Annotated in this window: 24 protein-coding genes; 13 read left to right on the plus strand and 11 right to left on the minus strand. The window is 64.8% G+C overall.

What is annotated here, in order from left to right; all coding sequences use genetic code 11:
• Positions 1 to 124: 124 nt before the first annotated feature.
• The 7 genes from kdpE to BX591_RS09085 form a co-directional block, all read right to left on the minus strand.
• Positions 125 to 823 (minus strand): two-component system response regulator KdpE, encoded by a 699-nt coding sequence (gene kdpE / locus BX591_RS09055; RefSeq protein WP_111930429.1) that lies wholly within the window; start codon positions 821 to 823, stop codon positions 125 to 127.
• Entirely contained in the window at positions 816 to 3,674 is a 2,859-nt protein-coding gene (locus BX591_RS09060; protein ID WP_111930431.1) for a DUF4118 domain-containing protein, read from the minus strand. The genes kdpE and BX591_RS09060 overlap by 8 nt, the downstream gene beginning before the upstream one ends.
• A gap of 150 nt (positions 3,675 to 3,824) precedes the next feature.
• Entirely contained in the window at positions 3,825 to 4,403 is a 579-nt protein-coding gene (kdpC, locus tag BX591_RS09065) for a potassium-transporting ATPase subunit KdpC (protein ID WP_111930433.1), read from the minus strand.
• 31 nt (positions 4,404 to 4,434) lie between these two features.
• On the minus strand, positions 4,435 to 6,519 hold the full coding sequence (kdpB, locus tag BX591_RS09070) for a potassium-transporting ATPase subunit KdpB (protein WP_111930435.1): 2,085 nt from the start codon (positions 6,517 to 6,519) through the stop codon (positions 4,435 to 4,437).
• A gap of 56 nt (positions 6,520 to 6,575) precedes the next feature.
• Positions 6,576 to 8,381 carry a potassium-transporting ATPase subunit KdpA gene (gene kdpA / locus BX591_RS09075; RefSeq protein WP_111930437.1) on the minus strand — a complete coding sequence of 602 codons (1,806 nt, stop codon included), beginning with the start codon at positions 8,379 to 8,381 and terminating at the stop codon, positions 6,576 to 6,578.
• On the minus strand, positions 8,378 to 8,470 hold the full coding sequence (gene kdpF, locus BX591_RS09080) for a K(+)-transporting ATPase subunit F (RefSeq protein WP_007583461.1): 93 nt from the start codon (positions 8,468 to 8,470) through the stop codon (positions 8,378 to 8,380). The genes kdpA and kdpF overlap by 4 nt, the downstream gene beginning before the upstream one ends.
• The gene (locus BX591_RS09085) at positions 8,467 to 8,580 is read right to left on the minus strand and encodes a hypothetical protein (RefSeq protein WP_028196918.1); all 114 of its coding nucleotides are present in this window, start codon (positions 8,578 to 8,580) and stop codon (positions 8,467 to 8,469) included. Before BX591_RS09085 ends, kdpF begins: the two co-directional genes overlap by 4 nt.
• Positions 8,581 to 8,911: 331 nt before the next feature.
• On the opposite strand from BX591_RS09085, the gene BX591_RS36045 reads away from it, so the two are divergent.
• Positions 8,912 to 9,355 (plus strand): hypothetical protein, encoded by a 444-nt coding sequence (locus tag BX591_RS36045; RefSeq protein ID WP_146749743.1) that lies wholly within the window; start codon positions 8,912 to 8,914, stop codon positions 9,353 to 9,355.
• Positions 9,324 to 10,148, plus strand: a complete 825-nt coding sequence (locus BX591_RS09095; protein ID WP_146749744.1) for a hypothetical protein — start codon at positions 9,324 to 9,326, stop codon at positions 10,146 to 10,148. The genes BX591_RS36045 and BX591_RS09095 overlap by 32 nt, the downstream gene beginning before the upstream one ends.
• 116 nt (positions 10,149 to 10,264) lie before the next feature.
• Here BX591_RS09095 and BX591_RS09100 read toward each other — a convergent pair whose 3' ends face one another.
• The 3 genes from BX591_RS09100 to BX591_RS09110 all read right to left on the minus strand — a co-directional run bounded on the left by BX591_RS09100 (position 10,265) and on the right by BX591_RS09110 (position 12,602).
• Positions 10,265 to 11,239: a quinone oxidoreductase family protein gene (locus tag BX591_RS09100; protein ID WP_111930443.1), complete on the minus strand. Its 975-nt coding sequence runs from the start codon at positions 11,237 to 11,239 to the stop codon at positions 10,265 to 10,267.
• Between the two features lie 100 nt (positions 11,240 to 11,339).
• A complete protein-coding gene (locus tag BX591_RS09105) occupies positions 11,340 to 11,729 on the minus strand; it encodes a methylglyoxal synthase (protein WP_111930445.1) in 390 nt (129 codons plus the stop codon).
• Between the two features lie 93 nt (positions 11,730 to 11,822).
• Positions 11,823 to 12,602 carry an SDR family oxidoreductase gene (locus tag BX591_RS09110; RefSeq protein ID WP_111930447.1) on the minus strand — a complete coding sequence of 260 codons (780 nt, stop codon included), beginning with the start codon at positions 12,600 to 12,602 and terminating at the stop codon, positions 11,823 to 11,825.
• A gap of 220 nt (positions 12,603 to 12,822) precedes the next feature.
• Between BX591_RS09110 and upp the strand changes: the two genes are divergently transcribed.
• The 9 genes from upp to rng all read left to right on the plus strand — a co-directional run bounded on the left by upp (position 12,823) and on the right by rng (position 21,452).
• On the plus strand, positions 12,823 to 13,473 hold the full coding sequence (upp, locus tag BX591_RS09115) for a uracil phosphoribosyltransferase (protein ID WP_105511614.1): 651 nt from the start codon (positions 12,823 to 12,825) through the stop codon (positions 13,471 to 13,473).
• A gap of 372 nt (positions 13,474 to 13,845) precedes the next feature.
• Positions 13,846 to 14,574 (plus strand): YebC/PmpR family DNA-binding transcriptional regulator, encoded by a 729-nt coding sequence (locus BX591_RS09120; protein WP_111930449.1) that lies wholly within the window; start codon positions 13,846 to 13,848, stop codon positions 14,572 to 14,574.
• Between the two features lie 274 nt (positions 14,575 to 14,848).
• A complete protein-coding gene (gene purD, locus BX591_RS09125) occupies positions 14,849 to 16,147 on the plus strand; it encodes a phosphoribosylamine--glycine ligase (RefSeq protein ID WP_111930451.1) in 1,299 nt (432 codons plus the stop codon).
• Between the two features lie 390 nt (positions 16,148 to 16,537).
• Positions 16,538 to 17,461 (plus strand): oxygen-dependent coproporphyrinogen oxidase, encoded by a 924-nt coding sequence (gene hemF, locus BX591_RS09130; protein WP_111930453.1) that lies wholly within the window; start codon positions 16,538 to 16,540, stop codon positions 17,459 to 17,461.
• A 28-nt stretch (positions 17,462 to 17,489) separates the two neighbouring features.
• On the plus strand, positions 17,490 to 18,242 hold the full coding sequence (locus BX591_RS09135; RefSeq protein ID WP_111930455.1) for a nicotinate-nucleotide adenylyltransferase: 753 nt from the start codon (positions 17,490 to 17,492) through the stop codon (positions 18,240 to 18,242).
• A gap of 4 nt (positions 18,243 to 18,246) precedes the next feature.
• Positions 18,247 to 18,702 (plus strand): ribosome silencing factor, encoded by a 456-nt coding sequence (gene rsfS, locus BX591_RS09140; RefSeq protein WP_111930457.1) that lies wholly within the window; start codon positions 18,247 to 18,249, stop codon positions 18,700 to 18,702.
• Positions 18,703 to 18,782: 80 nt separating this feature from the next.
• Positions 18,783 to 19,253, plus strand: a complete 471-nt coding sequence (gene rlmH, locus BX591_RS09145; RefSeq protein WP_091795971.1) for a 23S rRNA (pseudouridine(1915)-N(3))-methyltransferase RlmH — start codon at positions 18,783 to 18,785, stop codon at positions 19,251 to 19,253.
• Positions 19,254 to 19,334: 81 nt separating this feature from the next.
• On the plus strand, positions 19,335 to 19,973 hold the full coding sequence (locus BX591_RS09150) for a Maf family protein (RefSeq protein WP_111930887.1): 639 nt from the start codon (positions 19,335 to 19,337) through the stop codon (positions 19,971 to 19,973).
• 9 nt (positions 19,974 to 19,982) lie between these two features.
• Entirely contained in the window at positions 19,983 to 21,452 is a 1,470-nt protein-coding gene (gene rng, locus BX591_RS09155) for a ribonuclease G (protein ID WP_111930459.1), read from the plus strand.
• A gap of 17 nt (positions 21,453 to 21,469) precedes the next feature.
• Here the strand turns inward: rng and BX591_RS09160 are convergent, their stop codons facing one another.
• A complete protein-coding gene (locus BX591_RS09160) occupies positions 21,470 to 22,498 on the minus strand; it encodes an SGNH/GDSL hydrolase family protein (protein ID WP_111930889.1) in 1,029 nt (342 codons plus the stop codon).
• Positions 22,499 to 22,740: 242 nt separating this feature from the next.
• Here BX591_RS09160 and BX591_RS09165 point away from each other — a divergent pair, with 242 nt between their 5' ends.
• Positions 22,741 to 23,166, plus strand: coding sequence for a CopG family transcriptional regulator (locus tag BX591_RS09165; RefSeq protein ID WP_111930461.1), 426 nt, complete (start codon positions 22,741 to 22,743; stop codon positions 23,164 to 23,166).
• A gap of 96 nt (positions 23,167 to 23,262) precedes the next feature.
• Positions 23,263 to 24,459 carry an extracellular catalytic domain type 1 short-chain-length polyhydroxyalkanoate depolymerase gene (locus BX591_RS09170; RefSeq protein ID WP_111930891.1) on the plus strand — a complete coding sequence of 399 codons (1,197 nt, stop codon included), beginning with the start codon at positions 23,263 to 23,265 and terminating at the stop codon, positions 24,457 to 24,459.
• Positions 24,460 to 24,526 lie beyond the last annotated feature (67 nt).

Consider the following 24,526-nt stretch of genomic DNA (forward strand, 5'->3'; position numbering starts at 1 on the left):
CCCGTTTGTCGCGGATGCGTAAGGTCGTCCTTACGACCTGTAATTATATCAAAATAGCCCGCACGCCGCTCCCAGGGCGCCGGTGGCGGCTGCGCGCGCGGCTCGCGACATCGTCGGCGAGCCTTCAAACCGCGCCGACCAGCCGGTAGCCGACACCGGTTTCCGTGACGATATGCTCCGGCTGCGCCGGATCGCGTTCCAGCTTGCCGCGCAGATGCGCCATGTAGATGCGCAGATAGTGATGGCTCTCGACATGCGACGGCCCCCACACATCGCGCAGCAGTTGCCGGTGCGTCAGCACGCGGCCGGCGTGGCGCACCAGCGTCGCGAGCAGCCGGTATTCGATCGGCGTCAGATGGATCGCGGCGCCGTCGCGGGTCACCTGGCGCAAGGCCAGATCCACCATCACCGCGCCGAAGCGCACCTGCGGCGATTCATTCGCGCCGCCGTGGTTGCGCCGCCGCATATGCGCGCGAATCCGCGCCAGCAGTTCCGACACGCCGAACGGCTTGGTGAGGTAGTCGTCCGCGCCGGCATCGAGCGCGGCGACCTTCTCGCTTTCCTGGGTGCGCGCCGACAGCACGATCACCGGCAGCTCGCTCCAGCCGCGCAATTCGCGGATCACGTCGAGGCCGTCGGTGTCGGGCAGGCCGAGATCGACGATCACCAGATCGGGTTTGCGGGTGGCCGCTTCGACCAGGCCCTGCTTGCCGGTTTCGGCGTCGTGCACGACGATGCCCTCGCCTTCCAGCGCCGTGCGCACGAAGCGGCGAATCTGTTTTTCGTCTTCGATCAGAACGACGGTGATGCTCGGGTCACTCATGGGTAGGCTTGGCCAGCGGGGGGTTAAGTGATGAATCGTCGGCGTGACCGGCGAGTTCGCCATGCGCAGGCGCATCCAGCTCTTCGTCTTCCAGCACGTCCGGCGCGTCGGGCGGCGTTTCCACCGGCAGCGTGAACCAGAAGCGCGCGCCTTCGACGCGGCCGTCCGCCGCCACCCGGTTGAGCGCGCCGATTGTACCGCCATGCGCTTCGACGATCGCGCGGCAGATCGCAAGGCCGAGACCGATGCCGGGCTTGGCCGACTCCTTCTCGCCGCGCGTGAATTTCTCGAACACGCGCGCTTCCATGCCGGCGGGCAGCCCCGGGCCGCTATCGTCGACGCAAACGCGCACGAACGACTTGCCGTCCGCGTCGAGCCGCTGCGCGCCGATGGTCAGCGGCGTATCCGGCGCGGTGTATTTGGCCGCGTTCTCGAACAGGTTCGAGAAGAGCCGCTCCATCAGCACCGCATCGAGATGCAGCAGCGGCAAATCGGCCGGCAGCTTGACCTGCACCGGATGTTTCGCCAGCACGCGTTTGCACGCACGCAACGCAGCGCCCACGGTTTCCTCGAGCAGCGTCCACTGCTGATTGAGTTGCAGACTGCCCGCCTGCAGCCGCGCCATGTCGAGCAGATTCGTGACGATGCCGGTCATGCGCAAGGCTTCTTCGTGAATCGCCTCGACGAGATCGTCGCCGGGTTGGGCTTGCGCATGGGCTTCACGCGCTTGCGCCAGCATCGACGAAAACCCGACGATGGTCGTCAACGGCGTGCGCAGATCGTGCGAGATCGCGGACAGCAGCGAGTTGCGCAGGCGTTCCGATTCCATGTTGACGAGCGCGTCGCGCGCAATGTCGACGTAATGCACCCGCTCCAGCGCGAGCGCGATTTGCGCGGCAAACGCGTCGAGCATGCGCTGCTGCTCGGGCACGTCGAGTTCGCCTTCGTCGCGCATCACGACCGCGAGCACGCCGCGCGTGCGCATCGGCGCCTTTAGCGGCAGATACAGCGCGGCGGCGGCCGGCAGCGTGTCGGTGCCGTGGCCGGCCGGCTTCTGCTGATCGTAGACCCACTGACCGACGTCGATATCGAGCAAGTCCCCTTCGAGCGTGACGGCGGCGTCCGGGTCCTCGATCTTCTGCTTCACCTGATCGGCGCTATCCGGCAACAACATCGCCACGCGCGCGCCGAACACCTCGCTGACGTGGCGGCTGCCGATCTCGACGATCTGCTCGGTGGTGAGCGCCGCGGCCAGTTCGCGCGCCATCGCGTACATCGCGCCGGTGCGTTGCTCGCGACGCCGCGCGACGCTCGCCTCGCGGCGCAGGCTCGAAGTCAGATGGCTGATCACGAGCGAGGTCAGCAGCATGCCGAAGAAGGTCAGCAGATACTGCGTGTCCGACACCGACAGCGACATGCGCGGCGGCACGAAGAAGAAATCGAACGCGGCCACGCTCAGGAACGACAGCACCACGCCGGGGCCGCGCCCGAGTTTCACCGCGGTAAAGATCACGCCGAGCAGATACAGCATGACCAGATTGGTCAGATCGATGTGATCGATCAGTTGACTCGACAGCAGCGTGATGGCCGTGCAGATCGCCAGCGCAATGCCGTACGCACGCGGCGGCGAACGGCGTTCGCGCGCGGCGCTCAACGCGTCGCGCCACGCGTTCGCCGTGGTGTTCAGCAAATGCCGATGTTCGCCGCCATCGCGTTCGGACGAAGCGCGAATCAGCGTGAGATCGAGTTCGCCGGTCTGTTCGGCCAGACGCTCGCCGAGCGGACGGCGCAGCCAGCGCTTCAGGCCCGTGCGCGCCGACGCGCCCGCCACCAGCTTCGACACGTTGCGGGCCTGCGCATAGCCGACCAGCGCGGCCACCGCATCGGCGCCCGCGAGCGTCGCGGTTTCCGCGCCGAGTTCGGCGGCCAGCTTCAGCGCATTGAGCGTGCGTTCGCGGCGCGCGTCGGGCAGGCGTTGCAGCGCGGGCGTCTCCACATACACGGCGAGCCAGTCGGCCTTCAGGCTGGCGGCAAGGCGCGCCGCCGCGCGCACCAGCATCGGCGCTTCGGGGCCTGGGCCGACGCACACCAGCAGACGCTCGCGCGCCTGCCAGATACGCTGGATCGATCGGTCGGCACGATACTCGCGCATTTGCGCATCCACGCGATCGGCGGTCCGGCGCAGCGCCAATTCACGCAGCGCGATCAGGTTGCCCTTGCGGAAGAAATTGCGCACCGCGCGCTCGGCCTGTTGCGGCAAATACACCTTGCCGTCGCGCATGCGGTCGAGCAGTTCCTCGGCCGGCAAGTCCACCAGCGTGACTTCGTCGGCGCGGTCGAACACGCGATCCGGCACCGTCTCCCACACGCGAATCCCGGTGATCTGGCCGACCACGTCGTTCAGACTTTCGAGGTGCTGTACGTTGACCGTGGTGTAGACGTCGATACCCGCGTCGAGCAGTTCGTAGACGTCCTGCCAGCGCTTCAGATGCCGTGCGCCCTGCACGTTCGAATGCGCGAGTTCGTCGACGAGGATCAGGGCCGGCTTGCGCGCGAGCGCGGCGTCGAGATCGAACTCGCCGAGCTTGCGGCCGCGATACTCGATCTGCTGCAGCGGCAGCACGTCGAGCCCGTCGAGCAGCGCCGCGGTTTCGCTGCGGCCATGCGTTTCGGCGATGCCGACCACCACGTCCGCGCCTTCGTCATAACGGCGCCGCGCGGCCTGCAACATCGCGTAGGTCTTGCCCACACCCGCCGACGCGCCGAAGAAAATCTTCAGCCGGCCACGCTGACGCTTCTCTTCGTCGCGTTGCAGTTTGTCGAGCAATTCATCAGGATCGGGGCGGTTCATGCTCAATGATTTTCATAGTTGGACGAGCGGCGGTGGGTGCATGGTGGCACGCCGGCGGCCGGCCCGCAAATCGGGGGCGCGGGGCTTCGTCGAAAAGGCAAAGGCGGCGTCGTGCGGACGCCGCCTTCGCGAAGCACTACGCGTGGTCGATCAACCGTGCTTCATCTCGTCCAGCGCCAGATTCAATTGCAGCACGTTCACGCGCGGCTCGCCGAGCACGCCGAACTGACGGCCGCTCGTAAAGCGGTCGACCAGCGCCTGCACGTCGTTGACCGCCAGCTTGCGCGCATTCGCGACACGTTGAATCTGATAAGCGGCGGCGGCCGGGCTGATCTCCGGATCGAGACCGCTACCCGACGAGGTCACCAGATCGACCGGCACCGGCTTCGACATATCGGTGCCCGCGGCCTTCAGCGCGTCGATGCGGCCTTTGACTTCGTCGAGCAACGCCGGGTTGGTCGGACCGAGATTCGAGCCGCTCGAACCCGTCGCGCTATACGGCATCGGGCTGGTGGCCGACAGACGGCCCCAGAAGTACTGCGGCGCGTCGAACTGCTGACCGATCAGCTTCGAGCCGACCACCTTGCCGTTCTGCTCGATCAGGCTGCCGTTGGCCTGCTCGTGGAAAGCCGCCTGGCCGACCGCGGTCATCACGGCGGGATAAGCGAGTCCGGTGACGGCGGTCAGCACCGCGAAGATCACGATTAACGGACGGAACAGATTTTTCATGATGTTTAATCTCTCTTGAGCTACAGCGTTCTCACACCCAGCCGAACGCGGCCAGCACCATATCGATCAGCTTGATGCCGATGAACGGCACGATGATCCCGCCCAGACCGTAGACCAGCAGATTGCGGCGCAACAGCACCGCCGCGCCGAGTGCCCGGTAACGCACGCCCTTGAGCGCCAGCGGAATCAGCAGCACGATGATCAGCGCGTTGAAAATCACCGCCGACATGATCGCCGAGGCCGGCGTGGCCAGATGCATCACGTTCAGCGCGTTCAGCGCCGGATAGGTGGTGGCGAACGCCGCCGGAATGATCGCGAAGTACTTGGCGACGTCGTTGGCGATCGAGAAGGTGGTCAGCGAGCCGCGCGTCATCAGCATCTGCTTGCCGATCTCGACGATCTCGATCAGCTTGGTCGGGTTCGAATCCAGATCGACCATATTGCCGGCTTCTTTCGCGGCCTGCGTGCCGGTGTTCATCGCCACCGCGACGTCGGCCTGCGCGAGCGCCGGGGCGTCGTTGGTGCCGTCGCCGGTCATCGCCACCAGCCGGCCTTCGGCCTGGTGCGCGCGGATCGTGGCGAGCTTCGCTTCCGGCGTGGCTTCGGCGAGGAAATCGTCGACCCCCGCTTCGGCTGCAATCGCGGCGGCCGTCAGACGGTTGTCGCCGGTCACCATGATGGTCTTGATGCCCATCTTGCGCAGTTCGGCGAAACGCTCCTTGATGCCGCCCTTCACCACGTCCTTCAACTCGATCACGCCGAGCACGCGCGCGCCCTGCTCGCCCTTTTCCGCGACCACCAGCGGCGTGCTGCCGCGCCGCGCGACTTCGGCCACGGCGTTGCTGACTTCGTTCGGGAAACGGCCGCCGTGCGCTTCGACGTAGTTCTTCACCGCGTCGGACGCGCCCTTGCGGATTTCGCGGCCCGGCAGATCGACGCCGCTCATCCGCGTTTGCGCGGTGAAGGCGAGGAACACGGCCTGCAGCGACGCCATGTCGCGTTGGCGAATGTTGAAGCGTTGCTTGGCCAGCACGACGATGCTGCGGCCTTCCGGCGTTTCGTCGGCGAGCGACGACAACTGCGCGGCATCCGCGAGCGCTTCCTCGGTGAGGCCCGGCGCCGGCACGAACTGCGACGCCTGACGGTTGCCGAGCGTGATCGTGCCGGTCTTGTCGAGCAGCAGCACGTCGACGTCGCCGGCGGCTTCCACCGCGCGGCCCGAGGTGGCGATCACGTTGGCCTGCATCATCCGGCTCATACCGGCCACGCCGATCGCCGACAACAGCCCGCCGATGGTGGTCGGAATCAGACACACCAGCAGCGCGACCAGCGCGGTGATCGTCACCACGTGACCGGCCTTGGCGGCCTCGACCGAGAACATCGAGAACGGCAGCAGCGTGGCGGTGGCGAGCAGCATCACGATCGTCAACGCGACCAGCAGAATGGTCAGCGCGATTTCGTTCGGCGTCTTCTGACGCTTGGCGCCTTCCACCATCGCGATCATGCGGTCGAGGAACGCCTCGCCCGGATTCGCCGTGACGCGCACGACGATCCAGTCGGACAGCACCCGCGTGCCGCCCGTCACCGACGAAAAGTCGCCGCCCGACTCGCGGATCACCGGCGCGGATTCACCGGTAATCGCCGATTCGTCCACCGACGCGACACCGTCGATCACTTCGCCGTCGGCCGGAATCACGTCGCCGGTTTCGACCAGCACCACGTCCCCCTTGCGCAGATCGGAGGCCGTCATAATACGGATCGGCGACTTCGGATGCGGCTCGTTGAGCTTCTTGGCCATCACGTCTTTCTTCGCGCTGCGCAGCGACGCGGCCTGGGCCTTGGAACGGCCTTCGGCGAGCGCTTCCGCGAAGTTGGCGAACAGCACCGTGAACCACAGCCACAAGGTGACCGCGAGAATGAAGCCCGCGGGCGCCTCGGCCTGGCCGCCGAGCGCGGCGATCCAGAGAATGGTCGTCAGAATGCTGCCGACATACACGCAGAACATCACCGGATTGCGGAACTGCGTGCGCGGCGTGAGCTTTTTGAAGGAGTCCACGATCGCCGGGCGCAGCAGCGCCGGATCGAACATGGACCTGGTTGCATTATGTTCAGTCATTGAATCCTCGAATTTCCCGTTTGCACCTGTTCAGTCGCTGGTTCGTTGGGAGCGGCTCAATGCGCGCCCATCATCATCAGATGTTCGACACCAGGACCGAGCGCAAGCGCAGGCACATAAGTCAGCGCACCGACCAGCAACACCGTGCCGAGCAGCAGCACGACGAACAGCGGGCCGTGCGTGGGCAGCGTGCCGCCGGTCACGCCGATACGCTTTTTCGACGCCAGCGAGCCGGCAATCGCGAGCACCGGGACGATCGTGCCGAAGCGGCCGAACCACATCGCGATCGCGGTGAGCCAGTTGTAGAACGGCGTGCTCACGGTCAGGCCGGCGAACGCACTGCCGTTGTTATTGGCGGCCGAGCTGAACGCGTAGAGGATTTCGGAGAAGCCGTGCGCGCCGGGGTTGGCGATACCCGCCTTGCCCGCGTCGGTCAGCACCGCGATCGAGGTACCCACCAGCACCAGCAGCGGCGTCAGCAGCACCACGATCGACACCATCTTCATCTCGTACGCTTCGATCTTCTTGCCGACGTATTCCGGCGTCCGGCCGATCATCAGGCCCGCCACGAACACGGCCAGCAGCGCGAACACGAGCATGCCGTACATGCCGGAGCCCACGCCGCCGAAGATCACTTCGCCGAGTTGCATCAGCAGCATCGGATAGAGGCCGCCGATCGGCGTCAGCGAGTCGTGCGTATTGGCGACCGCGCCGCACGAAGCCGCCGTGGTCGCGACCGTGAAGATGCCCGACTGCGCGATACCGAAGCGCGTTTCCTTGCCTTCCGCGTTACCGCCTGCCTGCAGCGCATTGGCCGACTGATCGACGTGCAACGCGGTGAAGGCCGGATTGCCGCTCTGCTCGGCGCTGATCTCGCCGAACACGCAGACGCCGAAGGCGATCGTCATCGCCGCGAGCACGGCCACGCCCTGCTTGCGGTCGGAGATCATGCGGCCGAACACCAGCGCCAATGCCGCCGGAATGATCAGGATCGAGAAGATCTGCAGGAAGTTCGAGAACGGCGTCGGGTTTTCATACGGATGCGCCGAGTTGCCGTTGAAGAAGCCGCCACCGTTGGTGCCGAGCATCTTGATCGCTTCCTGCGAGGCCACCGGGCCCATGGCGAGCGTCTGCGTCTTCACGGGCGTGTCGACCGTCACCGCATTGCCCTTCGCGTCCTTCACCGGGTTGCCTTGCGCGTCGAGCTTCGGCGCGGCGTAGGTGGTGGTTTGCAGCGTCGGCACGTCCTGATAGGCCTTGAAGTTCTGGATCACACCCTGGCTCATCAGCACGGCCGCGATGATCGCCGACATCGGCAGCAGCACGTACAGCGTCACGCGCGTCAGGTCGACCCAGAAATTGCCGATGGTCTGCGCGGTGTGACGGGCAAAGCCGCGAATCAACGCGATCACCACCACGATGCCGGTGGCCGCGGAGAAAAAGTTCTGCACGGTCAGGCCGAGCATCTGCGTCAGATAGCCGACGGTCTGCTCCGGCGTGTAGTCTTGCCAGTTCGTGTTGGTCACGAAGCTGACGGCCGTATTGAACGCGCCGTCCACCGTCATCGGGCCGAACTGCTGCGGGTTGCCCGGCAACCACTGTTGCACGCGCAACAACACGTACAGGAACAGCGCGCCCAAGGCATTGAACGCGATCGTGGCGATCGCGTAGTGCTTCCAGCCCATTTCCTTCGACGGATCGACGCCGGCGACGCGATACAGCAGACGCTCGAGCGGGCCGCCCAGGCGCACCACGCGCGAGCTGCCGTCCATCACGGCGCTGAGATAGCGGGACATCGGCACCGCGGCTGCCAGCAGCACGACGATGAAGAGGCCCGCCTGCAGGACATTGTTCGAGTTCATTCAATGTCCTCCGCGCGCAACAGCGCATAGACCAGATAAGCAAACAGCAGCGCGGTAGCGGCGCCGGACAACCAGAGAATCCAGTTCATGACCGCGCTCCCTGCCCACGACGAAACTGCATCAACTTCTCGCAGCCGGCAATCAATGCAAAGGTCAGCGCGAAAAACAGCACCAGCCCCCCGACATACAGCACATCCATTTTTGTTCTCCATATCACGGACTTTGGATAGGTGGAACGTTATGCCGAACCGCGTAAAGGCCTGGTCAAAGAGTCCGCGCGGGGTGTAAAAATCGTGTAAACGGAGCGTGGCGACGGGTCGGTCGGAAATGAGTGGAATAAAGCGAAAGGAAACTCGCGCTTTACGCGACGGAATATGGGCGCAATGCGGAATTGACACTGGCCAGAATACAAAACGATCACGCATAATGGCGCGCCGATAACCACCCGAATGGCTTTGAAATTCACTGCTGTTTGATGCTTATTGCATTGAATTAATCTGGCCGTTCAATTCGACTTCCACGCGCTCAATATGAAAATCGATTCCTCGAATACCCTCAACGGGACCGAACCGCAAGACGACGATCGCCTCACCACGCTGGCCGTTCTGGAGTTCAGGGAATATATCGGCGCCGAGCCGGCGGAAGCGGCGCGGCAGCGGCTTATCGAGCATCCGGAGATCCAGTTCGAGACGGGGGCGACGCGGCAACTGCTGGATTGGCTGATCGCGGAAAACTACACAGATCGGGACACTGAAGAAAAGGCCACGCTTCGGACGCTGCAATGGTCGGAAGACCAATCCGTTGAAATCGATAAGCGGCTGGCCATCCTGATGTTTACTCGCGCCATCGACTCGCGTATCGATGCGCGTTTGCATGCCCTCGCAGCGGATCGGCAAAAAAAAGAAAGCGAAAACCAGCTTACTGATCAATGCCGCGGCGGTCGTGGTGATATTGGGCGGCTTCGGTATTTATAAGCTGATGCCCGACTCGACGCCGAGTTGCACGTCGTCGTCGACCACGAGCGCGCTCGATTCGCTGTTCTTCGAAGGCGCGATGAAAAGCATGGCCGGTGCGCAGATGCTCGCGAATGGCGGCCTGCCGCATGCCCGCAATTACCGCGAAGTCGGCTACGACAGCCGCGACCATTCGCGCGGCTGTCTCGCCGATATCGGCAGCGGCACGGAGAAGACCCAGATCGGCTATATGGTCCGGCGCACTCCGGACGACCAGGACAAATTCGCCGTGCAGGCCTTCCCGCCCGAATACATCAGCTCGCGCTACGACGCGGCCACGCTGAACAACACATTCGGCAAGCCGGTCGGCCGCGAGAACATGGAGTCGGCGATCAAGACCGCGCTGACCCAAGTGGACGATCAGGTTCACGGCCCGGCGGCACAGTCGCAAAAGGCCGACGAAGACCAACCCGCGAGCCTCGCCGAGAGCGTGCTCGACGTCGTGCCGACCGCCGACTGCAAACAGGTTGCCGACGGCCGCCAGTCCTGCCCGGTGACGATCGACTATCGCGACGATCTGATGGCGATCGTCGGCGCGCCGGCGGTGACCAGGGTGCGCGGTGAATTCGTGTTCGTGAAGAACGGCGGCCAGTGGGCGGCGTCCGACGACTTTCCGGAGGCGTTCATGAAGGCGGTGGTCGGTGGGCGGATCGACAGGTTGCAACACCGCAAGGCGGCAGCGGCAGCGAGCGATGCGGCGAGTGGCGCGACTGGCGCAGGCGGGGCGAGCGACTCGAGCGAAGCGGCGAAATAAAGTGCGACCGCGTGCTGACGCGGAGGTAAAGCGGTAGCACGAAAAGGATGCGGTAATGCGAAGGTGACACGGCAACGCGAAGGCGGCGCAACCCACCGCGCCGCCCCGCTCACACGTTACGGCATCAGCACCGTCGACCCGGTCGTCCGGCGCCCTTCCAGATCGGCGTGCGCCTGACCGACGTCCGCCAGCGCATAACGCTGATTGATGCTGGTCTTTACTTTGCCCGACACCAGCACGTCGAACAGTTCCGTCGACATCGACTCGTACTCGGCCCGTTTGGCGATGTACGTAAATAGCGTTGGACGCGTAAAGAACAGCGACCCACGCCCCGCGAATTCCGACGAATCGATCGGCGGCAACGGGCCCGATGCATTGCCGAAGCTCACGAACATGCCCAGCGGCGCGAGGCAATCGAGCGACGCCGTGAACGTGTCCTTGCCGATCGAGTCGTACACCACCGGCACACCCGCGCCATGGGTGATCTCGCGCACGCGTTTGGTGAAGTTCTCGCGCGTGTAGACGATTGCGTGATCGCAGCCATGCGCCTTGGCGATCTCCGCTTTTTCGTCGGAGCCGACGGTGCCGATCACGGTCGCGCCGAGCGCTTTCGCCCATTGGCACACCAGCAGCCCGACGCCGCCGGCCGCCGCCTGGATCAGGATCGTGTCGCCGGCCTTCACCGGATAAGTTCGGCGTAGCAGGTACTGCGCGGTCAAACCCTGCAACATCACCGAAGCCGCCTGCTCGTCGGTCAGCGCGTCCGGCACTTTCACGACTTGCGCCGCTGCCAGCACGCGCTCCTGCGTATAAGCGCCGGGCGGCCGCGCGACATAGGCAACGCGATCGCCAGCCTTGAAGCCGGTCACGCCCGCGCCGACCGCGGTCACTTCACCGGCTGCTTCCATGCCGAGGCCGCCGGGCAGCGGCAACGGGTACAGGCCGGTGCGGAAATAGATGTCGATATAGTTCAGCCCGACCGCCGTCTGCCGGATGCGCAGTTCGCCCGCGCCCGGCTCGCCCACCTCGACGTCGACCCATTTCATCACCTCCGGGCCGCCGGTTTTATCGAATCGGATTGCTTTGACCATCATGTCTCCTTGATGTGATGTTGCGTGAAGGCGGCGCAACGCCGCCCTCGAAACCGATGCTTGCGCGCTACGCCAAACCGGCTGCAGCCGGCCCGCCGTTTCAAGCCTGCTGCTTCAGACGCAAGGTCAGCACGTCGAGCACCATGCGCGCCGTCGAGATATTCGTGGCGCACGGAATGTTATGCACGTCGCACGCGCGCACCAGTGCGTTGATGTCCGGTTCGTGCGGCTGCGGCGTCATCGGATCGCGCAGAAAAATCACCATGTCCACGCGCCCTTCCGCGAGTTGCGCGCCGATCTGCAAGTCGCCGCCATGCGGGCCCGACAGCATCCGCTCGACCGTCAGGCCGTGCGTGTCGGCAATCCGGCCGCCGGTCGTGCCGGTCGCGACGATCTCGCAACGCTGCAGCGTCTCGACGTATTCGCCGGCCAGTTTGACGATGTCGTCTTTCTTGTGATCGTGCGCGATCAGCGCAATGCGGGTGCTCATGACGTAAGACTCCTGAAACCGTTGTGATTGTCGTTGTTGTAGTGAGGATGAAACCACGGGCGCTTGCGCGCGCCCGTTCAAAAACCGCGCCGTTCAGAACGTGCCCGGATAGGCGCCGCCGTCGATCAGCCAGTTCTGGCCGGTGATGTACCCTGCATGCGCGCTGCACAGGAACGCGCAGGCGCGGCCGAATTCGTCGCTCGTGCCGAAGCGGCCGGCGGGAATCGTCTTCATGCGCTGCTTGCGCGCCTCGTCGACGGAAATGTTTTGCGCCTTGGCCTGCGCGTCGAACGTGACGGCGATGCGGTCGGTGTCGAACAGGCCCGGCAGCAGATTGTTGATCGTCACGCCGGTCGGCGCGACCTTGCGCGCGAGGCCGGCGACGAAGCCGGTGAGCCCCGAGCGCGCGCCGTTCGACAGGCCCAGCACGTCGATCGGCGCCTTCACCGCCGAACTCGTGATGTTGACGATTCGCCCATAGCCGCGTGCGCTCATCGAGTCGATAGTCGCGCGGATCAGCTCGATCGGCGTGAGCATGTTGCTCTCGAGCGCGCGAATCCAGTCTTCGTGCGTGAAGTTGCGGAAGTCGCCCGGCGGCGGGCCGCCCGCGTTATTGACCAGAATATCCGGCTGCGGACAGGCTGCGAGCGCGGCCGCGCGGCCCGCCGGCGTGGTGATGTCGCAGGCCACCGTCTTCACTTCCACGCCGCTCTGGCGGCGAATTTCCGCGGCGGTCGCTTCGAGCGTTTCCGCGGTGCGGGCGACGATCGTCAGGTTGACGCCCTCGGCGGCGAGCGCTTCGGCGCAGCCGCGCCCCAGGCCCTTGCTGGCCGCGCAGACCAGCGCGGTGCGTCCGGCGATTCCCATGTCCATGGTGTGTGTCCTCGTGATGGCCAAGCGTTGCACAGAATTCTCCGATTCTAGAAGAATCGGTGCCGGACTGCGCCGGGCCGCTGCAATCTCCGGTATCGTCGGACGGTACTCTTTCGGTAAACTTGCGCCGTGGCGCGTCCGCCAGCCAGCCTCGGCCAAGCTCAGGCCGGCGCGGCGGCACGCCGAACCGATCCCTCTAGCCGCCGCTTGCGCCCCCGCCATGACTCAGGACAGCCGTTTTCCCAATCTTTTCATCCTCGATCACCCGCTGATCCAGCACAAGCTCTCGCACATGCGCGACCGGGACACCTCGACGCGCACGTTCCGCGAACTGCTGCGTGAAATCACGCTGCTGATGGGTTACGAAATCACCCGCAATCTGCCCATGACCACGCGCCGCCTGACCACGCCGCTGGTCGACATCGACGCGCCGGTGATCGCCGGCAAGAAGCTCGCGATCGTGCCGGTGCTGCGGGCCGGCATCGGCATGTCGGACGGCTTGCTGGAACTGGTGCCGTCGGCGCGGGTGGGCCATATCGGCGTGTATCGCGCCGACGACCACCGCCCGGTCGAATACCTGGTGCGCCTGCCGGACCTCGAAGACCGCATCTTCATTCTGTGCGATCCGATGGTCGCGACCGGCTATTCGGCTGTGCATGCCGTGGACGTGCTCAAGCGCCGCAACGTGGCCGGCGAGAACATCATGTTCCTCGCGCTAGTAGCCGCGCCGGAAGGCGTGCAGGTGTTTCAGGACGCGCATCCGGACGTCAAGCTGTATGTCGCGTCGCTCGATTCGCACCTGAACGAGCACGCCTACATCGTGCCGGGTCTCGGCGACGCCGGCGACCGTCTGTTCGGTACGAAAAACTGATATCTGCATGAAAAAGTGCGGGACAGCGGGCGCAAAACGCCGCTGCCCCGCACTTTCGTCACCGTTTCGCGCCGCCTCCCCCTCTGCCGCGCCCCGCCGCCGTGATAAAATTCGAATCCGCTCAAAGAGCGGCTCAACTGGCGCTATTGCCCGGCGCATCGCGCCTTCACACGGGCGGCGAACCTCGGGCCACCCGCTTTGGGAAGCGGGCCAGGAGCGCCTGGACACGGCCGGGGCTCACCCCGTGCGGTCTCACACCAGACGGTTAGACATCGAGGCGCGCAAAACGCGATTCCCACGCGCAAGCGCCCGACATCGCAACGACAATTGCACTATGCGTACGCCCCACTGGCGCGCGCGATGGAGAAAGGTATGGCGGGTCATTCGAAATGGGCCAACATCAAGCATAAGAAAGCAGCGGCCGACGCCAAGCGCGGCAAGGTCTGGACGCGGCTCATCAAGGAAATCCAGGTCGCGGCGCGCATGGGCGGCGGCGACATCGACTCGAACCCGCGTCTGCGGCTCGCCGTCGAAAAGGCGTACGACGCCAACATGCCGAAAGATAACGTCAACCGCGCGATCCAGCGTGGCGTGGGCGGGGTCGACGGTGCAAGCTACGAGGAAATCCGCTACGAAGGCTACGGCATCGGCGGCGCGGCGGTGATCGTCGACACCATGACCGACAACCGCACCCGCACGGTGGCGGACGTGCGTCACGCGTTCTCGAAGAACGGCGGCAACATGGGCACGGACGGTTCGGTGTCGTTCATGTTCGATCACGTCGGCCAGTTCCTGTTCGCGCCCGGCACGGCGGAAGACAAACTGATGGAAGCCGCGCTCGAAGCCGGCGCCGACGACGTCGTCACGAACGAAGACGGCAGCATCGAAGTACTGTGCCCGCCGAACGACTTCCCGAAGGTGAAGACCGCGCTCGAAACCGCGGGCTTCAAGGCCGAACTGGCCGAGGTCACGATGAAACCTCAGACGGAAGTCGAATTCACCGGCGACGACGCGGTGAAGATGCAGAAGCTGCTCGACGCGCTGGAAAATCTGGACGACGTGCAGGAAGTCTATACAAACGCCGTGATCGCCGACGAATGAGCGCGCCCCGGCGGCGTTGCGCACCGTGGTTCGATCTGAACCCGGGCGCGGCGCCCGCCGCGTTGGCCCTCGCGTTGTGCGTTGCTGCTGAACGGACGTAGGCAGGCTTGCATCAGGCTGCCGATTGCGTCCAGATGTCAAGGTTGCAGATTCGGGTTCGCGCCGCCTTCAATCCGCCGCCCTCTGGGCGCGCAGGCTCGGCGAACCTGGCGGGTATTCCACGGCTGAGCTGTCCGCGTCAGCCGTTTATGGTTTTTAAGTCTCGGGGATTCACATGAAGTTACTCGTCGTCGGTTCCGGCGGTCGCGAACATGCGCTCGCATGGAAGCTCGCGCAATCGCCGCGGGTTCAGCTCGTCTACGTCGCGCCGGGCAATGGCGGCACCGCGCAAGATGAACGCCTGCGCAACGTCGACATCACCGAGCCGGCCGCGCTCGCCGATTTCGTCGAGAAAGAACAGATCGCGTTCACGCTGGTCGGGCCGGAAACGCCGCTGGCGGCCGGTATCGTCAATCTGTTCCGCTCGCGCGGTCTGAAGATTTTCGGACCGACCAAGGAAGCCGCCCAGCTCGAAAGCTCGAAAGACTTCGCGAAGGCGTTCATGAAGCGTCACGCGATTCCCACGGCCGAATACGAAACCTTCGCCGACGTCGCCGCCGCGCACGCGTATCTGGACGCCAAAGGCGCGCCGATCGTGATCAAGGCCGACGGCCTCGCCGCCGGCAAGGGCGTGGTGGTCGCGCAAACGCTGGAAGAAGCGCACGCCGCGGTCGACATGATGCTGTCGGACAACAAGCTGGGCGACGCCGGCGCACGCGTCGTGATCGAGGAATTCCTCGCCGGCGAAGAAGCCAGCTTCATCGTGATGGTCGACGGCAAGCACGTGCTGCCGCTCGCCTCCAGCCAGGACCACAAGCGTCTGCTCGACGCCGATCAAGGCCCGAACACGGGCGGCATGGGCGCGTACTCGCCGGCGCCGATCGTCACGCCGCAACTGCATGCGCGGGTGATGCGCGAAATCATTCTGCCGACCGTGCGCGGCATGGAGAAGGAAGGCATCCGCTTCACCGGCTTCCTGTACGCCGGCCTGATGATCGACGCGCAAGGCAACCCGAAGACGCTCGAATTCAACTGCCGGATGGGCGACCCGGAAACGCAGCCGATCATGGCGCGTCTGAAGGGCGACTTTTCGAAGGTGGTCGAGCAGGCCATTGCCGGCACGCTCGACACGGTCGAACTGGAATGGGACCGTCGCACCGCGCTGGGCGTCGTGCTCGCCGCGCACAACTATCCGGACACGCCGCGCAAGGGCGACCGCATCAACGGCATTCCCGCTGAAACGGTGGATTCGGTCACGTTCCACGCCGGCACCACGCTCGCCGACGGCAAGCTGACCACCTCGGGCGGACGCGTGCTGTGCGTGGTCGGTCTGGCGGATTCGGTGCGCAGCGCGCAGTCGGTGGCGTACGAAACGATCAACCAGATCGCCTTCGACGGCATGCAGTATCGCCGCGACATCGGCTACCGCGCGTTGAACCGCAAGCACGACGCCAAGACCGAAGGCAAGCACTAAGGCGACGCGCATTCCGCGCATTCCGCGCATTTCCCCGCTCGCGGCGCCGGCGGCGCTACACTGCGGGCTTCGCGGCGGGGCTTTGCGCGGGTGGTCGCGGGTGGTTACACGGGTGTTCACGAAAACGCGGCGGCCACCCACGGTAGCAACTCAAGGCAGCAAACCAGCCACAGAATCGAGCGCCAGGCGCCAGCGGGTTTTCGCCTCGCGATCGCTGCCGTAGCTGCCGCGCCCACCGCACCACGTGGGCTGATCCAGGCCGAAGCCTGACACCCGGCGCGAAGCACCGACCGGCTACCTCCTTGGGCTGCGCCCGACGAAACCCCGGTCTTCGCCCTTTCACGATGAACCCGCGGCACGACGAGCGCGCCGCCCTCAGCATCTGCATTCATGACCGATTCGAGCTACGACGCACAAGCCGTGCGCAGCTGGCTGCAAGGCCTGCAATCGCATATCGCGGACACGCTCGGCGCGTTCGACGGCACCCCGTTCGCCACGGACGCCTGGCAGCGCGCACCCGGCGAAAAGCTGCGCGGCGGCGGCTGCACGCGGATTCTCGAAGGCGGCCAGTTTTTCGAGCGGGCCGGCATCGGCTTTTCGGACGTCGCGGGCGCCGCGCTGCCGGGTTCCGCTAGCGCGGCGCGTCCGCAACTCGCCGGCCGTGGTTTCGAGGCCATGGGCGTGTCGCTCGTGCTGCACCCGCACAATCCGCACTGCCCGACCGTGCATATGAACGTGCGTCTGCTGATCGCGACCAAGGCCGGCGAAGAGCCGGTGTTCTGGTTCGGCGGCGGCATGGATCTGACGCCGTACTACGGCTACGAAGAAGACGCGCAACATTTTCACCGCACCTGCCGCGATGCGTTGCAGCCTTACGGCGCCGAGCTGTACCCGAGTTTCAAGCGCTGGTGCGACGAGTACTTCTTCCTCAAGCACCGCAACGAACCGCGCGGCATCGGCGGGATTTTCTTCGACGATTTTTCGGCGCCGGGGTTCGATCAGTCGTTCGCGATGCTCAGGAGTGTGGGCGACGCGTTCCTCGCCGCGTATATGCCGATCGTCGAAAAGCGCCGCAACATTCCGTACGGGCCGGCCGAGCGCGATTTCCAGGCTTACCGGCGCGGACGCTACGTCGAGTTCAATCTGGTCTTCGACCGTGGCACACTGTTCGGGCTGCAGAGCGGCGGGCGCACGGAGTCGATCCTGATGTCCATGCCGCCTGTGGTGAACTGGCGTTACAACTGGCAGCCCGAAGCGGGCACGCCGGAAGCGCGTCTTTACAGCGATTTTCTCGTGCCGCGCGACTGGGTGTGACGCGCTTTCCGCCCGCACCGCCCCGCACGTGGCCACGACAAAGGACCTTCACCTGAAGCCGAACGCTCACCCTGTTGCCCTGCCGCGCCGGATCGGCCTGCTCGGCGGCACTTTCGACCCGATCCACGACGGCCATCTCGCGCTCGCCCGGCGTTTCGCCGAGGTACTGCAACTGACCGAACTGGTGCTGCTGCCGGCCGGCCAGCCGTGGCAGAAATCGGACGTCTCGCCGGCCGTGCATCGCCTCGCCATGACCCGCGCGGCGGCCGGTGAACTGGTGCTGCCGCACGCCACCGTGCGTGTCGCAACCGACGAGATCGATCACGAGGGTCCGACTTACACGCTCGACACGCTGCAACGCTGGCGTGAACGCGAAGGCAAGGATGCATCGATTGCGCTGTTGATGGGCGCGGATCAACTGGTGCATCTCGACACATGGCGCGACTGGCGGCGCCTGTTCGACTTCGCCCATATTTGCGCGGCCACCCGGCCCGGTTTCGACCTCGCGTCGATCCCACCGGCGGTCGCTCATGAAATCGACGCGCGCCGTGCCCGCGCCGACGTTCTGCAAGCCACGCCCTGCGGCCACTTGCTGATCGATACGACGCTTGCGTTCAACGTCTCGGCCACCGACATTCGCGCGCATCTGCGCGAACAGGTAAGCCAGCGGCTCGCCCTCGCGGGCGCCGAGCCGCCAGACCAGAGCCAGGCCCGGGCCGCAAGCCATGTCCCCACCGCGGTGTGGGACTATATTCTTCAACATCATCTGTACCACCGGTAACCCCATGGATATTCGTAAACTGCAACGCGTGATCGTCGACGCTCTCGAAGACGTCAAAGCGCAAGACATCAAGGTGTTCAACACCAGCCACCTGACCTCGCTGTTCGATCGCGTGATCGTCGCGAGCGGCACCTCGAACCGCCAGACCAAGGCGCTCGCTTCCAGCGTGCGTGAGAGCGTCAAGGAAAACGGCGGCGACGTCATCAGCACCGAAGGCGACGACGTCGGCGAATGGGTGCTGGTGGATTGCGGCGACGCGGTCGTCCACATCCTGCAACCGGCGCTGCGCCAGTACTACAACCTCGAGGAAATCTGGGGCGACAAGCCGGTGCGCATCAAACTGTCCACGCCCGATCCGTTCGGCGGCGCGCGTTCGAGCGAACCCGACGACGAGGAAGACGAAGACGAAGCGCCGGCCGTGAAGAAGCCCGCGCGCAAGACGCCGGTTCGCCGCAAGTAACGGCGACTGAGCGCAACCAGGCGGGCCGGCCCTGCGCCGGCGCGTCATGAAAGTCTTCGAAGTCTTCGATTGCACCGCTGATGAAACTGCATATCCTCGCCGTCGGCCATAAGATGCCGGACTGGATCGCCACCGGCTTCGACGAGTACGCGAAGCGCATGCCGCCCGAGTTGCGTATCGAGTTGCGCGAGATCAAACCCGAGCAGCGTTCGTCCGGGCGGCCGGCGGAAAGCGTCATGGCGGCCGAGCGTCTGAAGATCGAAGCCGCGTTGCCGAAGAACGCGCGCATTGTCGCGCTCGACGAGCGCGGTAAGGACTGGACCACCATGCAACTGGCGGGCGCACTGCCCGGCTGGCAGCAGGACGGCCGCGACGTGGCGTTCCTGATCGGCGGTGCGGACGGCCTCGACCCCGATCTGAAGGCGCGCGCCGACATGCTGTTGCGCGTGTCGAGCCTGACCTTGCCGCACGCGATGGTCCGCGTGCTGCTCGCCGAACAGCTTTACCGCGCGTGGACCATCACGCAGAATCACCCCTACCATCGCGTGTGAGCGAACGAGGCTGCTGACGGAAACGCGCGTTTCGGGCACTTCGTGCGTCTCGCGCGCTTTCCGATTCATCGAGACCTGTTCATGCCCACGTCCGCCGATTCACTGCCTGCGCTGCATCCGTTCGTCTACCTCGCTTCGCAAAGCCCACGCCGTCAGGAGTTGTTGCAACAGCTCGGCGTGCGTTTCGAATTGCTGCTACCTCGCCCCAATGAAGACGCCGAAGCGCTCGAAGCCGAGTTGCCCGGCGAGTCCGCACGCAACTACGTGCAGCGCGTCTGCGTCGCCAAGGCGCAGGCGGCGCGTGCGCGCCTCGAAGCCGGCGGCCATGCGGCGTTGCCGATTCTGGTTGCGGATACAACCGTCACGATCGACGGCGCGATTCTCGGCAAGCCGCTCGACGCAGACGACGCCGTCGCGATGCTCACGCGCCTTGCCGGGCGCGACCACGAAGTCCTGACTGCCGTCGCCGTGATCGACGCGCAGGGCGCGTTGCTGCCCGCCGTGCTATCCGTGTCGAAGGTCCGTTTTGCTGCACTGCACGCAGACGCGCTCCGTCGCTATGCGGCGAGCGGCGAGCCGCTCGGCAAAGCGGGCGCGTACGGCGTGCAGGGACGCGCCGCGGAGTTTATCGAACATATCGACGGGTCCTATTCAGGTATCATGGGTTTGCCGCTTTTTGAAACCGCTGCGCTCCTGCGCGCAGCGCGCATCGACTTCTAAAACAACACCATGAATGAAGAAATCCTGATCAATGTCACGCCGCAGGAAACGCGCGTCGCGCTAGTCCAGCAAGGCGCCGTCCAGGAACTTCACGTCGAACGAACGCTGTCGCGCGGCCGCGTCGGCAACGTCTATCTCGGCAAGGTCGTCCGTGTGTTGCCGGGCATGCAATCCGCCTTCATCGACATCGGTCTCGAACGCGCCGCGTTTCTGCACGTTGCCGATATCTGGCATCCGCGCATTGCCGGCGAACCTCAGCATCAGGCGCCGCATCAGCCGATCGAGAAGATCGTCTTCGAAGGTCAGACGCTGATGGTGCAGGTCGTGAAGGATCCGATCGGCACCAAGGGCGCGCGGCTCTCCACGCAAGTGAGCATTGCCGGGCGCACGCTCGTGTACCTGCCGCAGGAGCCGCATATCGGCATCTCGCAGAAGATCGAGAGCGAGGCCGAACGTGAAGCGGTGCGGGCGCGTTTAACCGCCGTGCTGCCCGCCGACGAAAAAGGCGGCTACATCGTCCGCACCATCGCCGAAGACGCGACCAGTGAAGAACTCGCCGGCGACGTCGCCTATCTGCGCAAGACGTGGGCAACGATCATCTCGCAAGGTCAGCGCATGCCGCCGACCAGCCTGCTCTACCAGGATCTGAATCTGGCGCAGCGCGTGCTGCGCGATTTCGTCAACGACGAGACTTCGCGCATTCAGGTCGATTCACGCGAGACCTATCAGATGCTCGCCGACTTCGCCGCGGAGTTCACGCCGGCGGTATCGTCGAAACTGCATCACTACACCGGCGAGCGGCCGCTCTTCGATCTGTACAACATCGAGGCGGAGATTCAGCGCGCGTTGTCGCGCCGTGTGGATCTGAAGTCGGGCGGTTATCTGGTGATCGACCAGACCGAAGCGATGACCACGATCGACGTCAACACCGGCGGCTATGTCGGCGCGCGCAACTTCGACGATACGATCTTCAAGACCAATCTCGAGGCGGCGCATACCATCGCGCGGCAGTTGCGCTTGCGCAATCTGGGCGGCGTGATCATCATCGACTTCATCGACATGGAGAACGTCGAGCACCGCGATCAGGTGCTGGGCGAGTTGAAGAAGGCGTTGTCGCGCGACCGCACGCGCGTCACCGTGAACGGTTTCTCGCAGCTTGGGCTGGTGGAAATGACCCGCAAGCGCACGCGCGAATCGTTGGCGCATGTGCTGTGCGAACCATGTCCGGTTTGCCAGGGCAAGGGGCAGGTCAAGACGCCGCGCACGGTGTGCTACGACGTGCTGCGCGAGATTCTGCGCGAGTCGCGGCAGTTCAATCCGCGCGAGTTCCGCGTGGTGGCGTCGCAGCAGGTGATCGATCTGTTCCTCGAGGAAGAGTCGCAGCATCTGGCCATGCTGATCGACTTCATCGGCAAGCCGGTGTCGTTGCAGGTGGAGTCGAATCTGAGTCAGGAGCAGTACGACATCGTGCTGATGTAGTCGTCGCCCCTCACTCTCTAGCGCCCCAACCCGCTCGCCGCGATCTGCTGCTCCACGTACTGCGCGAATAGCGCATGCACATGCGTCGTCGGATGCAGGTCGTCGGCGAACATATACGTCTGATCGGCATTGGCCGTCGTGTACGTGGCCGGCGAGCACAGCAAGGACGTGTCGTCAGGCGTCTTCGACGGATCGCAGGCCATCGCGGTGTTCGACACCGTGAAGCCGTAGCTCTGGAAGTTCGCGATGATCCCGTTCAACCACGTATAAGCATCGACCTGAATCACCTTGCCTTGCAGCCCATTGGCTTGCAACGCAGTGACGAGGTCGCTGTTGAAGAGTTGCGACAACTGCGTCAGGTTCGCCCCGCCGTCCGGCTCGGCAAGCCCTTTCGGCGACAGCCCAATATTCGGCAAGTTGACCACCACCACATGCGTCGCGCCGTTCCCCACGATCTGTCCCACGATCTGCGCGAGCGCCGCAGCGGCCGTCTGCACGACCGGCGCGGCGGTCGGTAGCGTGCCCGCGCGCAGCACGTCGTTCGCGCCGGCCCACACGAGCACCAACTGGTTCGCATTGAAGCTCGTGTGAGCGCTCAGATAGCTGCCCACCTGTTGATTGACCGGCATCTCGACGTTGCCGATCACGTCGGTCAGGAAGTCGTACTGATCGGCCGGTGTCGCTACCGTCGAGCCGCCTTCCGCATAGCCCAAACCGTTTTGCGGACTCAGTTCATGCGTAAGGTTGATCGTGAATGCCGCGCTGAGCGTGTTGCCGTAGTACTGCGCAACGTCCTGGGTCCACACCTGCCCGGGATTGGTCGTGAAGCGTCCGCCACCCACCGCGCTTGCGATCGGCGCATAGGTGCCGACATCCGACAGGCTGTCGCCGAACGACACCACCTGCAGCGTGACGCCGCCCGCCGGCGGAGTCGTCGTGCTCGTCGTGCTGCCCGATCCGCCGCCGCTCCCGCCCCCGCATCCGGTCAGAAAGCAAATCGCGCTGGTAAAAATTGCAGCGCATAGCGTTTGCTGAAGTCCTTTCATATCGGCTCCCTGCTGATCGGTCGGGCAGATGCTGGCGTGCGCACGGCGCGGCATGACGGCCATTGCCTGTGCGCTGCGAAGTTTGGCTTTGAGAGTTCGTTTAGCGCAGCAAGAAGCATGCGCCGACGTTCACCGGCGCAAATGCACCCCGTTTTTTCTCATTGACCTTGGTCGGTCCGTAGGCGTATAAACATCCCATGGGATGGTATTGAGATGCCATCCGGATGCCAAACGGAGTAAAAATGCCTAAGCTCAACCTCGTCGATACCTCGCGCCCGAAGGGCGGCGAGACGGAAAAAATCACCATCAATCTCGGCCCGGTCGACCTCGGGCAGATCGATCTGCTGGTCGAAGAAGGCTTTTATTCGAACCGCACCGACCTGATTCGCACGGCGATCCGTAACCAGCTCGCGGTGCACGCGCAAGTCGTCACGGAAACCGTGACGCGCCGCGCGATGGTGCTCGGCTTGCAGCATTTCTCGCGGCGCGATCTCGAAGCCGCGCAGGCCGCCCATGAGCAACTCGACATTCACGTGCTCGGCCTCGCCAGCATCGCCGCCGATGTCCCGCCGGAACTCGCGGCGGCCACGATCGCGTCGGTGGTGGTGCTGGGTGCGTTTCACGCGTCGCCTGCCGTCAAGGCGGCGCTCGCGGGACGCATCAGCTAGGCACGCTTTCCGGTAGATAAATTGATTGCACGGCGTAGTCAGCGGCGCTCGTCCCGAGCCCCGCCCACGCCTCAACGCAGGCCAATGCAAACCATCATGAAAGTAAATGACGATTTTCTGAAGTCGATGAAAGAAGCCTTCGACCTGTTACGCACGAAAGGCCCGAAGGAAGCCACCGCCGCGGTGCAACGGGCGCTCAGCGGCAAAGGCCACGGACACGACCTCGACAGCGCACACGACAGCGGCAACGCCAGCAACGCTGCACGACAAGCGCAGCCCACCTCCGCACACACAAACACAAACACACCTCGCAGCGCAGGCGAGTGGTCGCAGGCGTGGACCCACGCCTACGCTCAAACCCAAGCGCAAGCACAGCCAGCGGCCCATGCCCACGCCCACGCCGACACCACGATCGACGCCGACGCCCCCGGCGTTTTCAGCACGCACACGTTCAGCAACCATGCAGGCCAACGCAGCTACAAGCTGTACGTGCCCGCCGCCTATAACGACACTCCGCTGCCGCTGATCGTCATGCTGCACGGCTGCACGCAGAACGCCGACGACTTCGCCGCCGGTACACGCATGAACGAGCTGGCGGAGCGTCACGGCTTCCTCGTCGTCTATCCGAATCAGTCGCAGGCGGCGAATCATTCGACCTGCTGGAACTGGTTCAAGCCCGAGGATCAGCAGCGCGATCAGGGCGAGCCGTCGCTGATCGCCGGCATCACGCGCGAGGTGATGGCGCGCTATCGGGTGGACCCGGCGCGGGTGTATGTGGCGGGTCTATCGGCGGGCGGCGCGATGGCGGACATCATGCTGACCACGTCGCCCGATCTGTATGCGGCGGCCGGTGTGCATTCGGGCCTCGCCTACGGCAGCGCGAAAGGTCTGCCCTCGGCGCTCGCCGCGATGAAGGGCGGCATACGCGCGCAACGCCACCGCAGTCACGCCGCACCGCAACGTCCGCTGATCGTGTTTCATGGCGACGCGGATCAAACCGTGCATCCGTCGAACGGGATCGCGCTGGTCGCGCCGTTCGATGCCAGCGTCACGGACGTGACCACAAGCGCCGCCGCGCGATCAGATGCGGCACGCACGCCCCACGCGCAGCGCCGCTATACGGTGCAACACCGGCTCGCCGCGAACGGCGTCGAGGCGGAATACTGGTCGATTCACGGCGCGGGCCATGCGTGGTCCGGCGGCAGTCCGCGCGGCACGTACACGGACCCGTCGGGCCCCGACGCCGCCGCGGAAATGCTGCGATTCTTCCTCGCTCATCCGCGGCAAACATGATTCGTCGATTCAGGCGGAGACAATAAGAGGCGACGAAAAAGCGACGACAACCACTACGTCCGGCCCC

Origin of the sequence: Paraburkholderia bryophila, assembly GCF_003269035.1 — a bacterium.
GTDB classification, from domain to species: domain Bacteria; phylum Pseudomonadota; class Gammaproteobacteria; order Burkholderiales; family Burkholderiaceae; genus Paraburkholderia; species Paraburkholderia bryophila.

Coding starts and splice junctions, on each gene's coding strand:
- kdpE (WP_111930429.1), bottom strand. CDS start 823: ATGAGTGACCCGAGCATCACCGTCGTTCTGATCGAAGACGAAAAACAG.
- BX591_RS09060 (WP_111930431.1), bottom strand. CDS start 3,674: ATGAACCGCCCCGATCCTGATGAATTGCTCGACAAACTGCAACGCGAC.
- kdpC (WP_111930433.1), bottom strand. CDS start 4,403: ATGAAAAATCTGTTCCGTCCGTTAATCGTGATCTTCGCGGTGCTGACC.
- kdpB (WP_111930435.1), bottom strand. CDS start 6,519: ATGACTGAACATAATGCAACCAGGTCCATGTTCGATCCGGCGCTGCTG.
- kdpA (WP_111930437.1), bottom strand. CDS start 8,381: ATGAACTCGAACAATGTCCTGCAGGCGGGCCTCTTCATCGTCGTGCTG.
- kdpF (WP_007583461.1), bottom strand. CDS start 8,470: ATGAACTGGATTCTCTGGTTGTCCGGCGCCGCTACCGCGCTGCTGTTT.
- BX591_RS09085 (WP_028196918.1), bottom strand. CDS start 8,580: ATGGATGTGCTGTATGTCGGGGGGCTGGTGCTGTTTTTCGCGCTGACC.
- BX591_RS36045 (WP_146749743.1), top strand. CDS start 8,912: ATGAAAATCGATTCCTCGAATACCCTCAACGGGACCGAACCGCAAGAC.
- BX591_RS09100 (WP_111930443.1), bottom strand. CDS start 11,239: ATGGTCAAAGCAATCCGATTCGATAAAACCGGCGGCCCGGAGGTGATG.
- BX591_RS09105 (WP_111930445.1), bottom strand. CDS start 11,729: ATGAGCACCCGCATTGCGCTGATCGCGCACGATCACAAGAAAGACGAC.
- BX591_RS09110 (WP_111930447.1), bottom strand. CDS start 12,602: ATGGACATGGGAATCGCCGGACGCACCGCGCTGGTCTGCGCGGCCAGC.
- upp (WP_105511614.1), top strand. CDS start 12,823: ATGACTCAGGACAGCCGTTTTCCCAATCTTTTCATCCTCGATCACCCG.
- BX591_RS09120 (WP_111930449.1), top strand. CDS start 13,846: ATGGCGGGTCATTCGAAATGGGCCAACATCAAGCATAAGAAAGCAGCG.
- purD (WP_111930451.1), top strand. CDS start 14,849: ATGAAGTTACTCGTCGTCGGTTCCGGCGGTCGCGAACATGCGCTCGCA.
- hemF (WP_111930453.1), top strand. CDS start 16,538: ATGACCGATTCGAGCTACGACGCACAAGCCGTGCGCAGCTGGCTGCAA.
- rsfS (WP_111930457.1), top strand. CDS start 18,247: ATGGATATTCGTAAACTGCAACGCGTGATCGTCGACGCTCTCGAAGAC.
- rlmH (WP_091795971.1), top strand. CDS start 18,783: ATGAAACTGCATATCCTCGCCGTCGGCCATAAGATGCCGGACTGGATC.
- BX591_RS09150 (WP_111930887.1), top strand. CDS start 19,335: ATGCCCACGTCCGCCGATTCACTGCCTGCGCTGCATCCGTTCGTCTAC.
- rng (WP_111930459.1), top strand. CDS start 19,983: ATGAATGAAGAAATCCTGATCAATGTCACGCCGCAGGAAACGCGCGTC.
- BX591_RS09160 (WP_111930889.1), bottom strand. CDS start 22,498: ATGAAAGGACTTCAGCAAACGCTATGCGCTGCAATTTTTACCAGCGCG.
- BX591_RS09165 (WP_111930461.1), top strand. CDS start 22,741: ATGCCTAAGCTCAACCTCGTCGATACCTCGCGCCCGAAGGGCGGCGAG.
- BX591_RS09170 (WP_111930891.1), top strand. CDS start 23,263: ATGAAAGTAAATGACGATTTTCTGAAGTCGATGAAAGAAGCCTTCGAC.